Origin of the sequence: Mycobacterium pinniadriaticum, assembly GCF_026242045.1 — a bacterium.
Taxonomy (GTDB): Bacteria; Actinomycetota; Actinomycetes; order Mycobacteriales; family Mycobacteriaceae; genus Mycobacterium; species Mycobacterium pinniadriaticum.
In genome coordinates, this window is the sequence record NZ_JAPJDO010000002.1 from 314169 (window position 1) to 334822 (window position 20654).

Consider the following 20654-nt stretch of genomic DNA (forward strand, 5'->3'; position numbering starts at 1 on the left):
CCGGGGCTCGTGCCCGCTCAGTCCAGGCGACCGACGCCGACGATGTGCAGAACGGGAACACCCGCCTCGTCGGAGGCATCCAGGTCGACCTGCACTTCGAAGCCCCAATCGTGGTCACCGGCCGGATCGTCGAGAATCTGTCGCACCCGCCACACATCGGGCCGGCGGTCGATGATCAGCAGGGCCGGCCCCCGCGCATCGGCTCCGGTACCCACGTCGTCGTGCTCGGCGAAGTACTCGAGCCCGACGTCCTGCCAGCGATCAGCGCTCCACCCGGAGCCGGCATCCAGCTCACCCAGGTCGTCCCAGCGACGCCGGGCGAACAGCTCGACCCGCCGGAACAATGCGTTACGAACCATCGCGGTGAACGCCCGGGCATTGCCGGTCAGCGGCCGCGGGCGAGCCGGGACCGCGACCGGGACGTCATGCGGCTGGTCGGGGCTGGTGAGCTGTTCCCATTCGTCGAGCAGGCTCGAGTCGACCTGGCGCACCAATTCACCGAGCCACTCGACGATATCGGTGAACTCCTCGGTCCGAGCGGCCGCCGGCACCGAGGAGCGCAGGGCCTTGAATGCGTCGGACAGGTAGCGCAATACCGCACCCTCGGACCGGGTCAGCCCGTAGACGCTGACGAACTCGCGGAAGGTGAAGGCGCGCTCCCACATCTCCCGGACGACCGATTTCGGTGACAGCGCGGCGTCGGCGGCCCAGGGATTGCTGTGCAGATAGGTTTCGAATGCGTACCCCAGCAGATCGTCAAGGGGCTTGGGGTAGCTGACGTCATCGAGCAGCTCGATCCGTTCGTCGTATTCGATGCCCTCGGCTTTCATCGCCGCGACGGCTTCGCCCTTGGCCTTGTTCAATTGTGCCGCCAGGATCTGCCTCGGATCCTCGAGCGTCGCCTCGATCACCGAAACGACATCCAAGGCAAAGGATTCCGAGTCTGGGTCGAGCATGCTGACAGCGGCCAGTGCAAAAGTCGACAGCGGCTGGTTCAGGGCGAAGTCCGGTGGCAGGTCGACGGTCAATCGGTAGCGCCGGCCGTCGGGGGCGGGCTCGTCGAGCCGTTCGAGGACCCCCGCCTGCAGCAGCGAGCGCGCGATGCCCACGGCCTCCCGGATATGCCGTAACTGGCGCTTACGCGGCTCGTGGTTGTCCGTCAGCAGCCGGCGCATCGCGACAAACGGGTCACCGGGACGGTCGACGACGTCGAGGATCATCGCCGTTGACACGCGCATGTTGCTGGTCAGCGGTTCGGGGACCGCCCCCACCAGTCGGGTCATGGTTGATTCACTCCACGGCACCATGCCTTCGGGTGCCTTGCGGCGCACCAGCTTTCGACGCTTCTTCTTGTCGTCGGCGACCTTGGCGAATTGTTTGAGGTTCTCCACCTCGTGGTCGGGTGCCTGGACGACGACGGTGCCGACGGTGTCGTAGCCGGCTCGACCTGCCCGCCCGGCGATCTGGTGGAATTCCCGTGCGTTGAGCAGCCGCGTACGGGTGCCGTCGTACTTCGACAATGCGGAGAACACGACGGTGCGGATCGGCACGTTGATCCCGACCCCGAGGGTGTCCGTTCCGCAGATCACCGTCAGCAGTCCGGACTGCGCCAGCTGTTCGACCAGCCGCCGGTACTTGGGCAGCATCCCGGCGTGGTGTACACCGATGCCGTGCCGGACCAGTCGCGACAACGTCGAGCCGAACGCGGTGGAGAACCGGAAGCCGCCGATGTGCTCGGCGATCGCGGCCTTCTCGTCCTTGGTACTCACGTTGACGCTCATCAAGGCCTGCGCCCGTTCCAGTGCTGCGGCCTGGGTGAAGTGCACGACGTAGATCGGGGCCTGCTTGGTCTGCAACAGGTCACCGATCGTTTCATGCATGGGTGTGGTCGCATACGAGTAGAAGAGCGGAACGGGGCGCTCGGCGCCGGCCACCAGAGCCGTCGCTCTGCCGGTCCGGCGGGTGAGGTCCGCACGCAGGAAGGTGACGTCGCCGAGGGTCGCCGACATCAACAGGAACTGCGCCTTGGACAACTCGATCAGCGGTACCTGCCACGCCCAACCCCGGTCGGGATCGCCGTAGAAGTGGAACTCGTCCATCACCACCAGGCCGATCGGGGCATCGGCACCTTCGCGCAGCGCGACATTGGCCAGGATCTCCGCGGTGCAGGTGATGATCGGGGCGTCGGCGTTGACGGCGGCGTCGCCGGTGAGCATCCCGACGTTGGCGGCGCCGAACACCGCGCACAGCGCGAAGAACTTCTCGCTGACCAGCGCCTTGATCGGTGCCGTGTAGTAGCTGCGCCGCCCGGCGGCCAGCGCCGCATACAGCGCCCCGGTGGCCACCAACGATTTTCCGGATCCGGTCGGTGTCGCGAGGACGACGTTGGCGCCACTGACCAATTCGATCAGCGCCTCCTCCTGCGCCGGGTACAGCGGAGTGCCGTTGGCCTCGGCCCAGCCGGCGAATGCGGCGAAGAGGCGGTCGGCGTCGCCGCCCATCGCCCGCACCGACGACAGGTCATCCGGATCGGCGAGAAGGGGCGCGGAAGCAGTCATGTGGATACCGGGCCAGCCTAGTCAAGCCGGATCGATCAGACCTTGGGCCGCTCCGGCTTCGACGGTGACTGAGATCGGATGCGCGAGCACCGACTGGTGCATGTAGCCCAGCTCATTCCATGGAGTGGAATCTGGTTGAACGCGACCGCGATCATCGGCGGCTCGCACGCGCAGAACGTGCTCTCCCGGCGAGGCGTCCCAACGGAACTGCCATCGCGCCCAAACGCCGGGACCGCCGGCGGATGTGATCGTCGCCGGCTCCCAGTGTTGGTCGTCGACCCGATACTCCACCCGACTGATCGTGGCCTCGCCGGCGAACGCCCGACCGCGAACGATGTGCGAGCCCGAAGGCAGCTGCGCCGGCCAGGGCAACTCCACCAGGCTGGACAACGCCGGTTCGGTGATCGCCGGGCCGCGAGCCGCACCACCCTCTGGCGGATAGTTCGGTCCGATCATCACGTAATCGACGGTATTCCAGGGAACTTCGAGGTGGCTCGTGGCCACCTCGATCCGGCCGAGCCATTTGATGCTCGCCGCTCCGAGCCACCCCGAAACGACCAATCGTGCCGGGAAACCGTGGTCGGGTGGTAGCTCCTCGCCGTTCATCGCCCACGCGACGATGGTGTCGTCGGCCAGTGCTTTGGCCAGCGGTAGTGGACGGCGGGCGCGGATCGCATCAAGCGATTCGGGCATGACCTCGCGCGCGTCCGCTGTGATGCCGGCAGGCTCCAGGAGATCCCGCAACCGAACGCCCGTCCATTCGGCGGTTCCGATGGCGGTGCGCCCCCACTGGGTCCCGTCGAACACCCGGCCGACCTCCCGCCCGAACTCCACGCGGCGATTCCCCGCGCACTCAATGGTGCGGACAACGGATGTGATCGGGAATGCCCCGCGCAGATCGTGATAATCGAACGAAACCGGATGCCGCACACCGCTGCCATCGATGTGCAGCGTCCACCCGGTGGTGTCGATGGCCGGTGTGGGGGCGTGACTACGTACGAAGAAGCGGTCGGCGCCGACGAGTTCGCCGGCCATTCGGTCCGGGCGGGTCCCGTAGTCCAGGCCCGACCCGGTGTCTTCCATCAACTCCGGTGGTGTCGGCTTGACCAACCCTGATCGGTGAGCACCTGGCATCGCGCCATTATCCCGCGTTGCACGCCACCACCCCGGTCAGGCGGCCACCTTCTCGTAGGCCACCGGGGGTGGGGCGTCTTCGGTGCCCGGCGTGACGGTGCCATTGAGTGGGCAACGGGTCGTCTCGGGCACCTTGATCAGGGCGATCGCACCGATCAGGCAGGCGCCCATCATGTAATACGCCGGAATCAGCACGTCGCCGGTGCTGGTGGTCAGCCAGTCGTTGACCGCCGGCGCGGTGCCGCCGAACAGGGACGTCGACACGTTGTAGGCGATCGCGAACCCGGCATACCGGACCTGGGTGGGGAACATCGCCGGGAAGGTCGCCGAGATCGTCGCCAGCTGCGGCACGTAGAGCAGTCCCAGCACCGCGAACCCGATCACCGCTCCGGCCCAGCCGGTGCCCATCAACAGAAACATCGGTACGCCAGCGACGAACAGGCCGATCAGGGAAAACCACCACAGCGGCTTGCGTCCCACCCGGTCGGACAGCAGGCCGGCGAAGGGGACGAAGAACATCATCGACAGCATGCCGATGATCGGCACCATCAGAGACTGGTCGGCCGAGAGCCCGATTTCGTTCTCCAGGTAGGTCGGCATGTAGCTCAGCAGCGTGTAGTTGACGACGTTCAGTGCGACGACCATGCCGCCGAGTTGCAGGATGGGTCGCCAATACCGGGTGAGCAGGTCGCGGAACTCCGTGCTGGTGTCGTGTTCGGCTTCGCCCTTGGCTTCGAGTTCCCGGAACACCGGGGTGTCCGACAGCCGTGACCGCAGGTAGACGCCGACCATGCCGAGCGGCGCGGCGACCAGGAACGGAAGCCGCCAGCCCCACGCCTGCATCTGGTCGTCGCCGAGCGCCAGTGAACAGCCCAGCATCAGCAGCGCACCGACGGAGAACCCGGCCAGCGTGCCGAATTCGAGGAAGCTGCCCAGCATCCCGCGTCGCCGACTCGGGGCGTACTCGGCCATGAACGTGGCCGCGCCACCGTACTCGCCGCCGGTGGAGAAGCCTTGAATCATCCGCAGCAAGACGAGCAGGAACGGCGCCCACATGCCGATGGCGGCGTAGGTCGGGACCAAACCGACGAAGAATGTCGAACCCGCCATCAGCAGAATCGTCACCGCCAGTACGCTTTTCCGGCCAAGGCGGTCACCGAGTGGACCCCACACGAATCCACCGAGCGGCCTCACCAGGAAGGACACCGCGAACGTCATCAGCGCCAAAAGGGTGGCCTGCTGGGTGTCACCGGGGAATATCGCCGCGGATATGTAGGTGACGCCATAGGCGTAGATGCCGTAGTCGAACCATTCCGTGGCGTTGCCGATGGCCGAAGCGGCAATGGCCTTTTTGAGCACCCCCGGCGGGGGCTCCTTGTCGGCGGCGGGCGGTCGGGGATCTCCGGCGTCCACGCCGAACCTCCTTGGGTAGACGGATGTCGCAGCTTGCGCCGCGTTCAGCGGTTTCCCAGTTTCGCAGTCACGAAAACCCTTCACAAGGACAATGTTCGAATCACGACTGCCGTCCATCGATCATTGCGATGCGACAACCATTGCTGAGCAGTAGGTATTACTGCGCGTCGGACGCCGCACTGTACTGCCGGGGCGACGGCGGGTCTTTCTCGTCGGCCGGGGTGGGTTCCAGGGGCACGCTCCACGAGCGCTGGTGGGGTCCCCGCTTGGCGGGGCGTTCGTCGGCCGGCCGCAACCGGACCACACGACCCACGGCTCGTCGAAGCCCGGGCGGCCCGTCGACCCGGAAGAACTCACCGAACCGGCCCGCGCGATAACGCAACGGCGAGCCGAGCAATTCACCCAGCACCGCCCCGGCCCCGATCGCCAGCGCTGTGGCCGCCGCCGCCAAGGCCTGCGCCGTCCCGCCGGCGTAGTTGTTGTCGACGGCCAGGTAGAACACCGATCGGAAGACGGCCATACCGGGCAGCATCGGCGTGATCCCGGCGGTCGCCGTCACCAGGGCGGGCGCCTGCTGCCGGATCGAGAGGAAGGTGGCCAGCAAGCCGACGCCGGCCGCTGCGGTACCGGTGGCGACCACTTGACCGAAGCGGGCATTCCCCAGGCCGATCAACACCAGTTCGGCGAGACCGGCGACGAGGCCCGCGGTGATCACCGCGCGCGGGCGCGCATAGCTGGCAATGGTCAGGCATGCCCCGGCCAGACCCGCGCCCGTGACCGCCAGCAGAATCGCCAGCGGCTGATTCGGGATCACGAACGATTCGGTGGCGTCGACGTGGAGTTCGATTTCGATGCCTGCGACCGAGGCAACCTGCAGCCCGGCGAGGATGCCCACCACGATTCCGGCGGTCAGGAACAGGACGTCGCCGAGTCGGGCCACCGCGGTGAGCATGTAGCCGGTCAAGGCGTCTTGCACCGAGCCGACGAGCGTCATACCCGACAGCAACATCACGATCCCGGTGGCCACCAGCGCCGTGGGTCCCTGGCCGGCGAACAGATAGGCCGCGATCGCGACGAGGGTGGCGATCAGAGCACCCACGGTCTGCTGAAAGAAGAACGGGGTACCGGCGCGATTCAGCAGCCGGCCGACCCGGTCGATCAGGGCTGAGGAGACGGCGGCCAGTACGCAGGTCAGCCAAGTCCCGCCCAGCATCATCGCAATACCGAGAGCGAAGCCCGCCCATCCCGCGGTCGCGACCCAGCGAGGGTAGGGGTGCGGCCGTTCGGTCAATTCGTCCATGGCCTCGTGGGCTTCGTCAACCGAGACACCGCCGGAGGTGATGCGCCGGACCAGCGCATCGAGTTCGGCCAGCCGGGTGTAGTCGGTCGACCGGGCCTGTACCGACCGCACGATGGTGACCGGCGGACTGTCGGCCGTCGGCAGCGCCGAGACGAAGATCGTGGTGACGAGTACGTCGACCACGCAATCCGTCAGCTGGTAGGCCTGCGCCACGTCTTGTGCGGTGGCGACGACGTCGGCGGTGCCCGAGCCCGACGACAACATCACTTCGGCAAGCCGGATCGTGAGGTCCAGGACCCTGCGGGTGTGGCGGTCGCCCAGACTGGCCGAAACTCGACTGCGCTGACCGGCACCGGACGCCGGATCACGGCGGCCTCGCAGACTGAAATTCAGCCCGCGCCGGCGCGCCGGCCAGTCCGACCGATCCGATGCCATCTAGTCGACGATACCGAGATCCGCTGCGTCAACGTGATCGTCTAGCGCGCGAACGTACGAAATAACAACCACAGCAACGCGTTTGAAAACCGCAGCCGGTGTGCGCCGGTCCGTGGCAGATGTTCGTCTCCTTTTCCGCCGTGAGCTTGCCCGATGCGCGGGAATCAGCGACGGACGGCCCGGGGTTGCCCGCATCCCGACGACGGCGGCCGGCATCGGGCCCGCGAAGAATCGGATGCACTCAGTGCGGGACCGGCGTGCGGCGCCCCGCGGCACGCAGGGCTGCGGTCGGGGCCGCCGGTGCCCGACGTGCCTGACGCCGATCGTGACGCTGAATCCTGCGGCCGAGGACGCGCAGGTCGCGGTTGGTCAGCGAGCGGTTCCGGCGCACCAGGAGATCGAGCTGTTGCCAACTCAGTCCATCGAGATCACCGCGGGAGTCGTGGGTGGCGACGACGATCGAGCCAGGCAGCAGGGGTACCGACTTCGCTGTGAAATTGGTTGTTGCCAAAAGCAATTCAGTTGCGCATTCATTGATGTGACGCTGGCATGCGGCCGTCGACGGGCTGAACCAGAAGTCGAACTGCCGGTCCGCACTGGTCAGGCAGTGAAGCTGGTGGTTCGAGACGAGCTGATTGATATCGGCCTGAGTGTAGGCGCGGGTTTCATAGACGGGGCCGCGGGTGCTGAAGTAGAGAACTGTGTTCATAGGGGTGATCCATTCGACTCTTTCTCGCTGGTAACTGCGATGCCGAGACATCGGCATCTGTTACCAAAGTTACCCGTGTTGCAAGTGGGGCAAACTTAGATATCGGTGTGAAAACGATGTGCTTTGCCGAGAACGGACTGCGTGTCAGTCTTCCCACAGCAACAGTTGGCGCACCGCCGGGCGGGGACCGTAGGGCCGCAGCATCGAACTTGCCGGGCGGGGCCGCACGCGCAGGGGCCACCAGAACCACCGCCCCAACAGTGCGGCGATCGACGGCGTCATGAACGAGCGCACGATCAGGGTGTCGAACAGCAGGCCCAGGCCGATGGTGGTGCCGATCTGACCGAGCACCAGAAGATCGCTGAAGATGAATGACGCCATCGTGAAGGCGAACACCAGCCCTGCGGCGGTGACGACGCCGCCGGTGCTGGCCATAGCCCGGATGATGCCGGTGTTGAGGCCGGCGCCGATCTCCTCTTTGAATCGCGATATCAGCAGCAGGTTGTAATCCGATCCCACAGCCAGCAGCAGGATCACGGCCAAAGCCAACACGACCCAGTACAAGGGCATGCCGAACAGGTACTGCCAGACCAGCACCGACAATCCGAACGAGGCGCCCAGCGACAGCGCCACCGTGCCGACGATGACCAATGCGGCGACGATGCTGCGGGTGATGAACATCATGATGAGCAGGATCAGACTCAGTGCGGCGATCCCGGCGATCATCAGGTCGTACTTGGCCATGTCGGCGATGTCTTTGTAGGTGGACGCGGTACCGCCGATGTAGATGCTCGATCCCGCCAGCGGGGTCCCCTTGATCGCCTCCTGCGCGGAGTGCCGGATCGCCTCGATATGCGAAAGACCTTCGGGTGTAGCGGGATCGACATCGTGAGTGATGATCATCCGGGCGGCTTTGCCGTCGGGTGAGAGGAACAGCCGCAGGCCGCGCTGAAACTCGGAGTTGTCGAAGGCTTCTGGCGGTATATAGAAAGAGTCATCCGTCTTGGCGGCGTCGAACGCCGCGCCGAGAGCGGTCGCGTTCTCCAGCGCCGCCGCGGTTTGATCGTAGATGCCCGACTGGGTGGCGTAGTTCGTCATCGTCAGGTCGCGGTTGGTCTGCTGGCTGTCGATCTGCTGGGGGATCAGGGCCAGCAGTTTCGGCTGTAGTGCATCCAGCTTGTCCAAACTCGCTGTGACATTGGCCAACTGGTCGGTGAGAGCATCGATACCGTCCAGCGCGTCGAAGACCGACCGGAACGCCGCGCAGGCCGGAATGTCGAAACAGTGCGGCTCCCAGTAGAAGTAGTTGCGCAGCGGCCGGAAGAAGTCGTCGAAGTTGGCGATCTTGTTACGTAGATCCTGGGCCACCTCGACGGTTCTGTGGAACGCCTCGACCTGCTCGTGGGTGGCGGCCGAGCTCTGCTGCTGCAGAGCGTACTGCTGTCGCAGGATGTTGATCGACTTGTCGATCTCGCCCACCTGTTTGATCAGGTCGGCTGCGCGGGCCTGCTGGAAAGGCAGGCTGTTGATCTGTCCCAGGCTGCCCGCGCTGATCTGGAACGGGATCGAACTGTGGTCCAGCGGGGTTCCCAGTGGGCGCGTGATGGATTGGACCATCGCGATGCCGGGTGTGTGGAAGACGGCCTTGGCGACCCTTTCCAGCAGGATCATGTCGGTCGGATTCCGGAGATCGTGATCGGTCTCGATCATCAGCAGTTCGGGATTGAGCCGGGCCTTGGAGAAGTGTCGCTCGGCGGCCGTGTAGCCGACGTTGGACGGAGCATCGGCCGGCATGTAGGTACCGACGTCATAACTAGTCTTGTAGCCGGGCAGGGCGAGTAGACCGATCAGGGCGATCGCGAGTGAGACGACGAGAATCGGCCCGGGCCAGCGGACGACGGCGGTGCCGATCCGCCGCCAGCCGCGGGTCTTCGCCCGGTGTTTGGGGTCCATCAGCCCGAAGTGACTGCCGATGGTCAGCACGGCGGGGGCCAGGGTCAACGCGGCCAAAAGCGCGATGAACACCCCGATGGCGGCCGGGGTGCCGAGACTCTGGAAGTAGGAGTTACGGGTGAAATTCAAGCAGTAGACCGCGCCGATGATCGTCAAGCCCGAACCCAGGATGACGTGTGAGGTGCCCCGGTAGGTGTCGTAGAACGCGGTCTGGCGGTCGACGCCCGCGGCGCGCTCTTCGTGATAGCGACCGACGAGGAAGATCGCGTAGTCCGTGCCGGCGGCGATGACCAGAAGCGTGAGGATATTGGTCGAGTACGTCGAGAGTCCGATGAATCCCGAGTTGGCCAGCCACGCCACTATCCCTCGGGCCGCGGACATTTCGATCAGGACGGTGATCAGCATCAGCACCATGGTGACCAGTGATCGGTAGACGAGCAGCAACATGATCGCGATCACCACGATGGTCAGCAAGGTGACCTTGGTCGTGCCCTTGTCGCCCGTTTCGAACTGGTCAGCCACTTGCGCTGCAGCACCGGTGACGTACGCCTTGACGCCGGGCGGCGCTGGTGTGTGGGCGACGATCTCGCGGACCGCGTCGACCGACTCCAGTGACAGCGCCTCGCCCTGATTACCGGCAAGGAACACCTGAACGTAGGCCGCTTTGCCGTCGGGGCTCTGCGAGCCCGCCGCCGTCAGCGGGTCTCCCCAGAAGTCCTGGACGTGCTGGACGTGCTTGTGGTCGGCCTCGATCCGTTGGAGCAAGGTGTCGTAGTACTGGTGCGCGGCGGCTCCCAGCGGTTGATCGCCCTCGATCACGATCATGGCCGCGCTGTCGGAGTCGAACTCCCCGAACACCTTCCCGATCCGCTGGAACGCCTGCAGCGACGGCGAGTCGGGTGAGCTCAGCGCGACGTTGTGGGCCTCACCCACCACCTCCAATTGCGGAACCAGAGCGTTGGTGACGACGGTGATGACCAACCAGAACAGCACGATCGGTATGCACAGCCGGCGGCACAACCGTGCGACCCGGTGCGTCCACGTCTGGTCGGAGACCTGTTGGTCGCTCATCCCGACTTGTCCAGGCAGTAGGTGTGGGCGTTCATCGTGTTGACCGATCTTTCGTCTTTGACGACGCCGTCGATGCTGATTCTGCAGCCGAGCGAGTCACTGTCCCTCTGGGCCGAGACGTTGACGAAGACCGCTGGTTGCGCGGTGGTGGTGTCATAGGACCAGGGCAGCGATACGGCGTCGGCGCGTTGCGGCTGGGCGTTCACGTCGGTGTACGTGATGGTCGCGGTGGTGCCCGGCGGGCCGAAAACCTCGACGACGACTCGCTTGGGGTTGAACGGGACGATCTCATCGGCAAGGGCGCCACCGGTCGAGGTGGGGTGACGAGCGCCGAACACAGCGTGCAGCCTGGAGACGGCGAATCCCGCGGCGGCGACCACCGCCACCGTGACCACCAGCATCCACCCCCGCTGGATCAGAGCTCCGATCGGAAACCTATGCACCCGTTAGCCTTTCGATAACCTGCGTCGCGAAAATCTGGGCGGGTAAGACTTCTTTCGGGTCAGCCGAGGCCGATCACCTAGGCGGTACGGTACGGTACTGGACTGTCGTGGGCAACACTTCGCCTAGTCGATTCGCCGAGTGAGGCTGGGGATGAGCACGTTGTCGACGAGGGTCCGGACGGTCGCCTGCGTCGGGGGCCGGTTCGGCACGATCGAGCGGAAGATCAGATAGCCGGGCATCAGGTCCCAGAGGTCATCGCTGATCGCCGCGGCCTCGATCTCACCCCGGTCGACGGCCTGCCGCAGGATCGTTTCCATCAACGCTTTGCGCTGATCGAGGAATTGATGCTGCATCGCGTCGCGCAGCGCGGGGTCCCGGGACACCTCCATCAGCACCGCGCGGATGGTGGCCGAATGCTGTCCGACCTGCTCGGCGATCACCTTGCCGAGGTGGAGCAAGTCGTCCCGCAGCGTCCCGGTCTCGGGGGGAACCGCCACGCAGCGAATACCTTCGATGAAGGCGGCGAGCACCAGCTCACCCTTCGACGGCCAGCGCCGGTACACCGTCGCCTTGCTGGCTTTGGCCGTCGCCGCGACCGCGTCCACGGTCAGCCGCTCATACCCGTGCTCCTGGAGTAGTTCCAGCGTGGCGGCCAGCAATTCGGCCTCGCGCGGCGACCACGGGGAGGCCTCTGCGGCGTAGTCAACAATCCGGGTCACAGCGCCCACAATAGAGCCGAGGTGGCGGTACGGTCCAGGACAGTACTGTTGGCCGGCCTGTTCACCCGCCGCGCACCGGTGGTTGGCGGTTCTCGCTGCCCCGCAAGACGGCGAAAGCCTCCCTGATCAGTTCGACCTCGCTCGGGCGCTCATCGGAACCCTGGCCCAGCTGCCAGTACCTGATTCCGGCGCTGCGCAGAGCCGCCACCGCGCAGCGGGCGAGCACCTGGGCGGCGAATTCCGAGCGGGGTTGATGTTCGTCGCGGCCCATGCGGTCGACCAGTGCGTCGATGATCTCCTGCTCGAACTGCAGCAGCAGTCCGGGCGTCGACTTCGCAAGCTTGGGCCCAGGCGGTCCGTCGTGAAACAGCCATGACAGGTTGGGGCGGGTTTCGCGCAGCCGGTCGAACATGCTCAGGAAGGACTTCTCGACGGCGTCCAGCGGATCTTCCCCCGCCGGGCGCCGCCTGATATCCGCACCCAGGATCGGCAGCATCTCCTCGATATCGCGGACCAGCAGGGATTCCTTGCCGGAGAAGTAGCGGAAAAACGTCCGCTCGGTCACGCCCGCGGCGTCGGCGATGTCCCTGATCGTGGTGTCCGCGTAGCCGCGCGAGTCGAAAAGGGCATCGGCCGCGGATTGGATGGCGTGCCGGGTCGCGATCTTGTGTTCCTCGCGTTTGCCGAGGCCGGTAGCCATATCAGAACTATGACACCGCTCGCGAGAAAAGTTGTCAGGACTGACACGTTCCCCTAATCTGTCAGTTATGACAGTTTTCGGTCTGCGGATCCCACGTGAGGCACTGATCCGCACGGGATACCTGGTCGTCGGCATCAAGTTCGGCACTCTGTGGCTGGCCCAGGGGACGAGTTCGCCGTGGGAGCACGCGCTGAGACTGGTTGCGCTGATGGCCATCGTCATGACGGTGGCCACGGCCGTACGGTGGTGGGCGGCCCGTCTGGGCCGACCCGTCGCGCATCATCCGATCGGCAGGTTTCTGATGGCCAAGATGGCACTCGTGGCGATGGCCGTGGCGGCGGGCCTCGCGCTGGAGAACTCGGTCTCCAACGTCGATCTCTGGGTCGGCCTCGGCATTGCGGCCGTTGTGGCTGTGGTCGGTCCGCTCATTCACCCGTGGTTGATCAACGGGGCACCAGCCGAACCCGATACCACCAACGCCGCGGTCGCGGCCGTCTAGCGCAGGAGGACATCGCTGTGGAGTTCCAGGGCAAGATCGCCGAGGACATCCGGGATTCCGTCCCGGACTGGGGCCCGTACCGGGGGGCGACGGCACCGGAGGGGGCGCCGAACGTCCTCTACCTGTTGTGGGACGACACCGGAATCGCGACGTGGGACTGTTTCGGCGGACTGGTCGAGATGCCGAACATGAGGCGCATCGCCGACCACGGAATCCGGCTGACCCAATTCCACACGACGGCATTGTGTTCGCCGACGCGGGCGGCCCTGCTGACCGGACGCAACCCCACCACGGTCGGGGTGTCCTCGGTGGTGAACCTGGCCGAGGGCTATCCCGGACAGAACGGGCGCATCCCCGCTCAGACCGCCCTGATGTCGGAAGTCCTGGCCGAGCGGGGATGGTCGACCTACGCCGTGGGCAAGTGGCATCTGACGCCGCCCGAGGATTGCCATGCGGCGGGGTCCAGGCGGTACTGGCCGCTGAGCCGGGGCTTCGACCGCTACTACGGATTCCTGGACGGCATGACCGACCAGTGGTATCCGAGCCTGGTCACCGACAGCCGCCCGATCGACCCGCCGGCGACACCGGAGCAGGGGTACCACCTGTCAAAAGACCTCGCCGACAACGCGATCGGGTTCCTGCGTGACCACCGGGCGGCGGCCCCCGACAAGCCGTGGTTCATGTACCTCTGCCCCGGCGCGGGCCACTCACCCCACCAGGTCGACACCGAATGGGCCGACAAGTACCGCGGCCGGTTCGACATGGGCTACGAGCGCTATCGCGACATCGCCCTGGCCAATCAGAAGGCACTCGGTCTGCTGCCCGACGACACCGAGCTGTCCCCGATGAATCCCTACACGGAATGCACCAGCGCGGCGGGCCTGCCCTGGCCCGAGCACGACACCGTGACGCCCTGGGATTCGCTGTCCGACGACGAGAAGCGGGTGTCCTGCCGGATGGCCGAGGTGTTCGCCGGATTCCTCAGCTATACCGATGCTCAGATCGGCCGGATCCTGGACTATCTGGAACAGACCGGGCAGCTGGACAACACGATCGTCATCGCCATGTCAGACAACGGTGCCAGCGGCGAGGGCGGGCCGTCGGGAACCCTCGACGAGTTCACCCCGATGCGCGGTGGCGTCGATGCGCCTCCGACCGCGGATCGGTACGACGAATTCGGCGGCCCGGGAACCAAAATGAACTACTCGAACGGATGGGCGATGGCGTTCAACACGCCCTACAAGTTGTTCAAGCGGTACGCCTCCCACGAGGGCGGCATCGCCGACCCGTGCGTGCTGTCCTGGCCGCGCGGACTGACGTCTCGCGGTGAGGTCCGCGACCACTACGTCCACGTCAGCGATATCACGCCCACGGTCTACGACCTGCTCGGGATCGATCCGCCCGAACTCGTCAAGGGCATCGTCCAGGAACCGCTGGACGGGGTGAGTTGTGCCGCGGCACTGCGTGACTCGGACACGCCCAGCGACAAACACACCCAGTTCTATTCCATGATGGGTACCCGCGGAATCTGGCATGACGGTTGGTTCGCCAGCGCTGTGCACCCGCCGACCTCGGCGACACTCGGACGCCCGGGCTGGTCGAGGTTCGGCGAGGACCGCTGGGAATTGTTCCGCATCGAGACCGATCGCAGCCAGATCCGTGACCTCGCCGCCGAGCATCCCGACACACTCGACGAACTCAAGGCCCTGTGGCACCAGGAGGCGCTGCGCTGCAATGGGTATCCACTGAACGACCTGAGCGTGGCCGAGCTCGTCACCCGAGGGATGGTCAACGCAGCAGACGCGCCCCGGCACGTTCAGTTCTACCCCGACACGCCCGCCGGCCGCACCCCGATGAGCGGGCTGGTCGGTGGCCGCAGCTTCACGCTTCGGGCGCCGGTGGCGATCGACAGCACCGATGCTGAGGGCGTGATCTTCTCCCAAGGCGACCGATCGGGGGGTCACGCGCTCTACCTCGCCGGTGGCCGGTTGCACTACGTCGGCAACATCGGGGGCGAGGAGCAGGCCCTCAGATCGACCGACCCGATCCGGTTGGGGCGTTGTGTATTCGGCGTCGAGTTCACCCGGACGGGTTCGGGCACAAGGCCGCTCGAAGTCGTTGGCGATTTGGTGCTGACGGTTGATGATCGCGAGGTCGCAACGTTTTCCGGAATGCGGATGCCGGTTCTCGATCCGCTGCAGGCGCTTTCGGCCGGTCGCAGTGTCGGCTATTCGGTGTCGGCTGACTACGCCTCGCCCAATCCCCTGCGCGGCGGCGTGGTCGAGCACGTAACGGTCGACTTCTCCGATGCCGCTGCGCACCATCACGAAGTCATCGTCGAATTGGGCTACAGCCACGATTGAGGCGCTTCGCTACCCGGTAGGCCCGCTGGACGCGGTTACCATGAACCTGCTCTGAGCTGAGTCCGATACCCCGGGGTGCTGTGTGAACACGTTCAAGAAGCTGGCGACAGTAGCGGCGCGCGCCGGCGCGGTGCTGCTGAGCATTCCGCTCGCCGCGACCGCGGTGGCCGAGCCCACAGCCCAGCCTTCGCAGTGGATCGTCGTCGGCGTGCCCGCCGCCAGCGCGACCACCGGCACGCTCACCGCCTTCCAGCGGGTCGGGCAGGACTGGAAGGCGGTATTGGGCCCCACCCCGGCCAAGGTGGGTGAGCTCGGAGTCGGAGCGCCCGCCGACGGTGTCTACCGCACTCCCGAGGGCACCTTCGGCTTCGACCAGGCCTTCGGCCGGCAGCCCGATCCCGGCACCAAGATGCCGTATTTCCAGGCCACCAACCAGGATTGGTGGGACGAGGACGCCAAGTCACCGACGTACAACACCCATGTGCGCAGCCCGCAGAAACCGTCGGGGATCGCCGAGAACCTCTACGACTCAGGTCCGGTCTACGACTACGCGGTCAACATCACCTCCAATCCGCAGCGGATCCCGGGCAAGGTCGCCGGAATCTTCCTGCATGTCACCGACGGCAATCCCACCTGGGGATGCGTCGCCATCGGGCGCGACGAGATGCGGTCGATCCTGAACTGGCTCGACCCCGCCGCGAATCCGCAGATCACCATCGGTGTGGGAGACCCGTCGCTGATTCCGGCCCGGTCATGACGCCGGCGGCGTCCCGGCGCGACGTCTTCAGATTCGCCCTGGCGACGTTCGCCGGCGCGGCGGTCCTCGGAGCACCGAGGGCCTCCGCCGACGGCCTGCGGCTGATCGACTTCGCCGAGCGACTGGTCGCGCCCGAACAGATCAAAGCCGCGGGCTACGACGGGGCGTTGGTGTACGTGTCCGAGTTGCGTCCGGGCGCCACCTTCGATTTCAAGCCGGTCACCCGTGACTACGCCGACGGCTTGATCGCAGCGGGCCTGCACGTCGTCAGCTGCTACCAGTTCGGCAAACCAGGTTGGCCGACGCCGTCGGACTTCACCCGTGGTTACGACGGCGGCGTCGCCGATGCGCAGACCGCCCTTCGCCTCCACGGTGCGGCGGGCGGCCCGGATTCCGCGCCGATCTTCTTCAGCGTCGACGAGGACATCGGCTCAGAGGCCTGGAAGACCACCGCGATCGAGTGGTTTCGGGGTATCAACTCGGTGCTCGGCGCCGAGCGGACCGGCATTTACGGTGGTGCTCGCCAATGCCGCTGGGCGATCGATGACGGCGTCGTCGGGCACTCCAGCACGCCGGGATATCGCTGGGCCTGGCAGACCAAGGCCTGGTCTGGCGGTGCCCGAGAGCCCGCCGCGGTGCTGTTTCAGACCGAGGTGGTGACCGCCTCCGATCCCGGAGCGGTCATCGACGGCGTCCACGTCGACGTGGACGACGTGCTGGCCCCCGACTTCGGTCAGTGGGATCTGGCCCGTTGACGTCCTTGAACGTTGTCCTCACCCTGTGCACGCCGACCGTGGGGGTCGTCGTCGAAACTTGCAAAAATCTCACCGATATCCCCCACTCCCGGTGAACCCACCGCCTAGGTCAGCCAGCGGTCCACCAGATCGGCCCAGCGCCGAGAGACGGCCTTGTCCATGGCGTCACGGCGGCGCCGGGTGTTCACGTCGTCGGGCTCGATCTCGCCGATCGTCATCCGCGCCACCTCGTCGACCTGCTCAGGCTCCAGTCCGAAGGTGAGCAGGACGTCGAGGTCGCGCTCGGTGTCGAGCTCATCGGGCAGCGTGGAGCGGGCCAACAACACAGCGGCGTTCTCCTCACCGGCCTCCAGCAGCATTGCGACCAGGCCGGCCTTTGCGACCTTCACGGAAAGTGCTACGCCGGCCGTCGAATCGACAACTCGATCCCGTTGTCCCGCATGACGCTTCGACACTGCTCCGGCGTGTAGTCGAAGTTCTCCAAATCCTTGATGTAGGAGGCCGGGTCGGCCAGGCCCTCGACGTGGGGATAGTCCGAGCCCATGATGAGCCGTTCGACACCGAGAAGCCGTTGCAGGCTGGCCAGTTCGTCCTCGTAGAACGGCGAGACCCAGACGTGGCGCTTGAACGTCTCGCGAGGATCTTCCTTGTAGATGAACGGAATCTGGCCGTAGGACTTGGTCAATTTCTCGAACAGATGGAACACCCAGGTCGAACCACTCTCGATACACGCCATCCGTAGGTTCGGGAAACGCAGGAACAGGCCGTTGTGCAGATGGTTGGCGAAGGTGTCCTGGATCGCGTCACCGCTGAACAGACTTCGGAATCCGAGCAGCGTCTGGAACGACATCATGTAGTCCGACTCACCCCACGCCGGCATGAATTTCTCGTAGTACGTCTCACCCGAGTGGTAGCACACGGTGATCCCGGAATCGTTGGCGAGCTGCCAGAATTCGTTGAACATCGGATCACCCGGTGGGCGCATGCCGATCTCGGTGGTGATCGGCCCGGGAATCATGACGATGAATCGGGCATCGCGTTCCAGGGCCCACTCGAGTTCGCGTACGGCGTTTTCGGGGCGGCACATCGTGATGTAAGGGGCGGCGAAGATCCGTTCCTGATAGGCAAAGCCCCAGTCGTCCTCCAGCCACCGGTTGAATGCCTTGAACGTCGCCACCGTCGCGTCCAGGTCGGGCAGCAGTGCCTGTTCCATCCCGACCCCGAGGGTCGGCAGCATGATGCAGCCCTGCATGCCTTGGGCATCCATGGCGGCGATCCGCGCATCGCGGTCGCGGTACTCGGCCCGGATCGGTTCCAGCTCACCGAACAGAGAATTCAAGTCCGCGCCCTTGGGGTTGCGGCCGCGGAAGTACTCGTCGAGGGCGCCGGGTTTCCCCACCGGGTCGAATGTCGGGTTCGGGATGAACCTGTTGACCCTGCCGCCGGCCATCAGTCGTTGCCGGCCGTCGAGCTGCGCCCACTGGATGCCGCGTTTCTTGAACGCCGGCTCGATATAGCGGGTGAAGGCGTCCTCGGCCTCGTAATAGTGGTTGTCACAGTCGAAGAACTGGAAGGGAAGTGCAGTGGTCATCGCGGCTGTCCTTTCTGCTATTTCCGCGGCAGGCCCAGAATCATCGAAGCGATGACGGTCAGCTGGATCTCTGGGGTGCCGCCGCCGATGAGCTCGGACGGCATGTCGAAGTAGGGCGCGATCACCGCGGGATCCGAATCCTCCAGCATGGCAAGGCGCCCGGTGAGACCGAGGGTCGCGGTGGAGGCGCGCCGCAGCAGCAACACCATCGCGTACTTGGCAATGCTCGACGTCGGTCCGGGACCCTGCCCCTGCACCAGGCGCAAGGTCTCACGCAGGACCATCGCTTTGATCGCGGTGGTGTGGGCCTCGATGCCGCCGAGCGCCTGCAGAGTCGCATCGTGATCGGGACCGTCGTCGTCGGCCATCCGGCGCAACGCCGCGGAGCGGTCGATGTTGACGTAGTTGCCGATTGCGGTGCGTTCGACGGCCATGGTTGCCACGGCGAGGTCCCAGCCGTGGCCGGGCTGGCCGACCAGCATCTCGTCGGGGACGAAGACGTCGGTCAGGAAGACCTCGTTGAAATCGAAGTGGCCGCTGGCCTGCTTGATCGGGCTGATCTCGACGCCGGGCGAGGCCATGTCGACCAGGAAGTAGCTGATACCGCGATGCTTGGGCGCCTCGGGGTCGGTCCGCGCCAACATGGCGCCGAACTGGGCGACGTGCGCCGACGAGGTCCAGATCTTGTGGCCGTTGACCAGCCAGCCACCGTCGACCTTCGCAGCGCGGGTGCCCAGCGACGCGAGGTCAGAACCGGCGCCCGGCTCGCTGAACAGCTGGCACCACCGTTGGGTGCCGCGCAGAATCGGCTCCGCGAATCGTTCACGTTGTGCGTCGGTTCCGCTGGCGAGAATCGTGGGAAGGATCCACTCGGCGATGCCGAGCGAGGGACGGACCAATCCGGGTCGCTTGTCGAACTCCTCGGTGATGATCACCTGCTGCACGGGGGATGCCCCCACACCCCACGGAGCGGGCAGGTGCGGAGCGACCAGGCCGGCCTTGGCCAGCAGGTCCCGCTGCGACCCGTAGGCAAGGCCCGGTGCTCGCGTGTCGTCGGTCGGCGTCTCGTTCCGCAGTGCCGAGGCCTCATCGAGTGTCTTCGCGATAGCGGCGCGGAACTCCGATTCGACGTCGCCGAGATTGACTGCGGTGGAACGCTTCAGCGTTCGGGCCAGCTCGCCGGCTTCGCGGCCCCAGCGCGTACTGGTTCCCAGCGATGCGGCCAGGCTGGTGGCCCGCCGCCAGTACAGGTGGGTGTCGTGCTCCCAGGTGTATCCGACGGCGCCGAACATCAGCAGTGCGTCCAGCATCAGGTCGGGTCCCGCACACACGGCCATCAAGGCGGCCGACGCGGCGGCCAGTCGGTGCTGCTCGATGCTTTCATCGCTCGCCCGCACCGCATCCCAAGCCGTCGCGGATGCCAGCTCGGCATTGACCAGCAGGACCGCGGCCTTGTGTTGCAGGGCCTGGAACGAGCCGACGGGTTTGCCGAACTGTTCGCGGGTGCGGATGTAGTCCACGGCGGTCTCGACGCCTCTGCGGACCGTGCCCGCCGACGCACATGCCGTCAGCGCGGCCACCACGCAGCGCGCCCGCTCGGTGTCTATCCCGGACACCGCATCGTCGGCCGGACAGTCGGCCAGGATGAGCACGCCGACGTCGGTGCTGAGGTCGGTTCCGCGCTGTTGCTCGAGCTGCAGGCTCTCGTCTGCGGATCGCAGGTCCAGGGCGAACCACAGATCGGCGCCGTCGTCGGTGCGTGCCGGTAGCAAGACATGTTGTGCCACACAGACGCCCAGTGTGCTGCCGGTCGAACCGGACAGGCGCCAGCCCGCGCCATCGCGCACTGCCCGCACCGCGGAGTCCTCCGGCAGCACGACGGCCGCGGTCGCGCCGGCGGCCAGGTCGGAGATGAGTTGCGCTGCCGAGTCGTCGGCCAGGCAGGCGACCGCACTGGCGACCGCCGTGCTCAGAAGCGGACCGGGCAGCAGGGCGGCCGCGGCGGCTTCGATGACGCAGGCCATGTCGCCGAGAGTGCCGCCCTGGCCGCCGGCATCCTCGGGAAGGTGTACCGCGTGGAAGCCGTGAGCGGTGAATTCCTCCCACCAGGTGGGCAATTCGCCGGCGGCAATCGAGTCAAGGGCGGCTCGGGTCTTGTCGATCGGGGCATGCCGTGCCGCGAACTGGGCCACTGCCTCGGCCAGTTGCTCCTGCTCGATAGTGATCGCCACGCTGGTTGGCAGAGTCATGGAA

16 protein-coding genes are annotated in these 20654 nt (G+C 66.0%); 4 read left to right on the plus strand and 12 right to left on the minus strand.

The genetic code is table 11. The features are described from left to right. Positions 1-17: 17 nt before the first annotated feature. From ORI27_RS03685 to ORI27_RS03725, 9 genes are all read right to left on the minus strand, one after another. The gene (locus ORI27_RS03685; RefSeq protein ID WP_265995150.1) at positions 18-2558 is read right to left on the minus strand and encodes a DEAD/DEAH box helicase; all 2541 of its coding nucleotides are present in this window, start codon (positions 2556-2558) and stop codon (positions 18-20) included. A 21-nt stretch (positions 2559-2579) separates the two neighbouring features. Continuing rightward, positions 2580-3692, minus strand: coding sequence for a sulfite oxidase (locus ORI27_RS03690; protein ID WP_265995151.1), 1113 nt, complete (start codon positions 3690-3692; stop codon positions 2580-2582). Between the two features lie 36 nt (positions 3693-3728). Further along, entirely contained in the window at positions 3729-5105 is a 1377-nt protein-coding gene (locus ORI27_RS03695; protein WP_265995152.1) for an MFS transporter, read from the minus strand. 157 nt (positions 5106-5262) lie between these two features. Next, entirely contained in the window at positions 5263-6840 is a 1578-nt protein-coding gene (locus ORI27_RS03700; RefSeq protein ID WP_265995153.1) for a threonine/serine exporter family protein, read from the minus strand. Between the two features lie 241 nt (positions 6841-7081). Further along, positions 7082-7549 carry a hypothetical protein gene (locus ORI27_RS03705; RefSeq protein WP_265995154.1) on the minus strand — a complete coding sequence of 156 codons (468 nt, stop codon included), beginning with the start codon at positions 7547-7549 and terminating at the stop codon, positions 7082-7084. A gap of 144 nt (positions 7550-7693) precedes the next feature. Then, the gene (locus ORI27_RS03710; protein ID WP_265995155.1) at positions 7694-10573 is read right to left on the minus strand and encodes an MMPL/RND family transporter; all 2880 of its coding nucleotides are present in this window, start codon (positions 10571-10573) and stop codon (positions 7694-7696) included. Continuing rightward, complete coding sequence (locus ORI27_RS03715) at positions 10570-11016, minus strand: MmpS family transport accessory protein (RefSeq protein WP_265995156.1); 447 nt, start codon at positions 11014-11016, stop codon at positions 10570-10572. The genes ORI27_RS03710 and ORI27_RS03715 overlap by 4 nt, the downstream gene beginning before the upstream one ends. A 123-nt stretch (positions 11017-11139) precedes the next feature. Next, positions 11140-11748: a TetR-like C-terminal domain-containing protein gene (locus ORI27_RS03720; protein WP_265995255.1), complete on the minus strand. Its 609-nt coding sequence runs from the start codon at positions 11746-11748 to the stop codon at positions 11140-11142. A 49-nt stretch (positions 11749-11797) separates the two neighbouring features. Further along, positions 11798-12436 carry a TetR/AcrR family transcriptional regulator gene (locus ORI27_RS03725; RefSeq protein WP_265995157.1) on the minus strand — a complete coding sequence of 213 codons (639 nt, stop codon included), beginning with the start codon at positions 12434-12436 and terminating at the stop codon, positions 11798-11800. A 67-nt stretch (positions 12437-12503) separates the two neighbouring features. On the opposite strand from ORI27_RS03725, the gene ORI27_RS03730 reads away from it, so the two are divergent. The 4 genes from ORI27_RS03730 to ORI27_RS03745 all read left to right on the plus strand — a co-directional run bounded on the left by ORI27_RS03730 (position 12504) and on the right by ORI27_RS03745 (position 16810). Then, on the plus strand, positions 12504-12935 hold the full coding sequence (locus tag ORI27_RS03730) for a hypothetical protein (RefSeq protein ID WP_265995158.1): 432 nt from the start codon (positions 12504-12506) through the stop codon (positions 12933-12935). Between the two features lie 11 nt (positions 12936-12946). Continuing rightward, entirely contained in the window at positions 12947-15298 is a 2352-nt protein-coding gene (locus ORI27_RS03735; RefSeq protein ID WP_265995256.1) for an arylsulfatase, read from the plus strand. A gap of 82 nt (positions 15299-15380) precedes the next feature. Beyond that, positions 15381-16055 carry a L,D-transpeptidase family protein gene (locus ORI27_RS03740; protein WP_265995159.1) on the plus strand — a complete coding sequence of 225 codons (675 nt, stop codon included), beginning with the start codon at positions 15381-15383 and terminating at the stop codon, positions 16053-16055. Next, entirely contained in the window at positions 16052-16810 is a 759-nt protein-coding gene (locus tag ORI27_RS03745) for a DUF1906 domain-containing protein (protein WP_265995160.1), read from the plus strand. Before ORI27_RS03740 ends, ORI27_RS03745 begins: the two co-directional genes overlap by 4 nt. A 104-nt stretch (positions 16811-16914) precedes the next feature. Here the strand turns inward: ORI27_RS03745 and ORI27_RS03750 are convergent, their stop codons facing one another. Genes ORI27_RS03750 through ORI27_RS03760 form a run of 3 tightly spaced genes read right to left on the minus strand, consistent with a single transcriptional unit; the run spans position 16915 to position 20650 of the window. Then, positions 16915-17199, minus strand: coding sequence for a hypothetical protein (locus ORI27_RS03750; protein WP_265995161.1), 285 nt, complete (start codon positions 17197-17199; stop codon positions 16915-16917). A gap of 8 nt (positions 17200-17207) precedes the next feature. Continuing rightward, positions 17208-18401 carry an amidohydrolase family protein gene (locus ORI27_RS03755; protein ID WP_265995162.1) on the minus strand — a complete coding sequence of 398 codons (1194 nt, stop codon included), beginning with the start codon at positions 18399-18401 and terminating at the stop codon, positions 17208-17210. A 17-nt stretch (positions 18402-18418) separates the two neighbouring features. Beyond that, positions 18419-20650 carry an acyl-CoA dehydrogenase gene (locus tag ORI27_RS03760; protein ID WP_265995163.1) on the minus strand — a complete coding sequence of 744 codons (2232 nt, stop codon included), beginning with the start codon at positions 20648-20650 and terminating at the stop codon, positions 18419-18421. Between the last annotated feature and the right edge of the window lie 4 nt (positions 20651-20654).

What these genes read in the sequence shown, in the direction of transcription:
- ORI27_RS03685 (WP_265995150.1), bottom strand. Translation starts at nt 2,558, where the DNA reads ATGACTGCTTCCGCGCCCCTTCTCGCCGATCCGGATGACCTGTCGTCG.
- ORI27_RS03690 (WP_265995151.1), bottom strand. Translation starts at nt 3,692, where the DNA reads ATGCCAGGTGCTCACCGATCAGGGTTGGTCAAGCCGACACCACCGGAG.
- ORI27_RS03700 (WP_265995153.1), bottom strand. Translation starts at nt 6,840, where the DNA reads ATGGCATCGGATCGGTCGGACTGGCCGGCGCGCCGGCGCGGGCTGAAT.
- ORI27_RS03705 (WP_265995154.1), bottom strand. Translation starts at nt 7,549, where the DNA reads ATGAACACAGTTCTCTACTTCAGCACCCGCGGCCCCGTCTATGAAACC.
- ORI27_RS03710 (WP_265995155.1), bottom strand. Translation starts at nt 10,573, where the DNA reads ATGAGCGACCAACAGGTCTCCGACCAGACGTGGACGCACCGGGTCGCA.
- ORI27_RS03725 (WP_265995157.1), bottom strand. Translation starts at nt 12,436, where the DNA reads ATGGCTACCGGCCTCGGCAAACGCGAGGAACACAAGATCGCGACCCGG.
- ORI27_RS03730 (WP_265995158.1), top strand. Translation starts at nt 12,504, where the DNA reads ATGACAGTTTTCGGTCTGCGGATCCCACGTGAGGCACTGATCCGCACG.
- ORI27_RS03745 (WP_265995160.1), top strand. Translation starts at nt 16,052, where the DNA reads ATGACGCCGGCGGCGTCCCGGCGCGACGTCTTCAGATTCGCCCTGGCG.
- ORI27_RS03755 (WP_265995162.1), bottom strand. Translation starts at nt 18,401, where the DNA reads ATGACCACTGCACTTCCCTTCCAGTTCTTCGACTGTGACAACCACTAT.
- ORI27_RS03760 (WP_265995163.1), bottom strand. Translation starts at nt 20,650, where the DNA reads ATGACTCTGCCAACCAGCGTGGCGATCACTATCGAGCAGGAGCAACTG.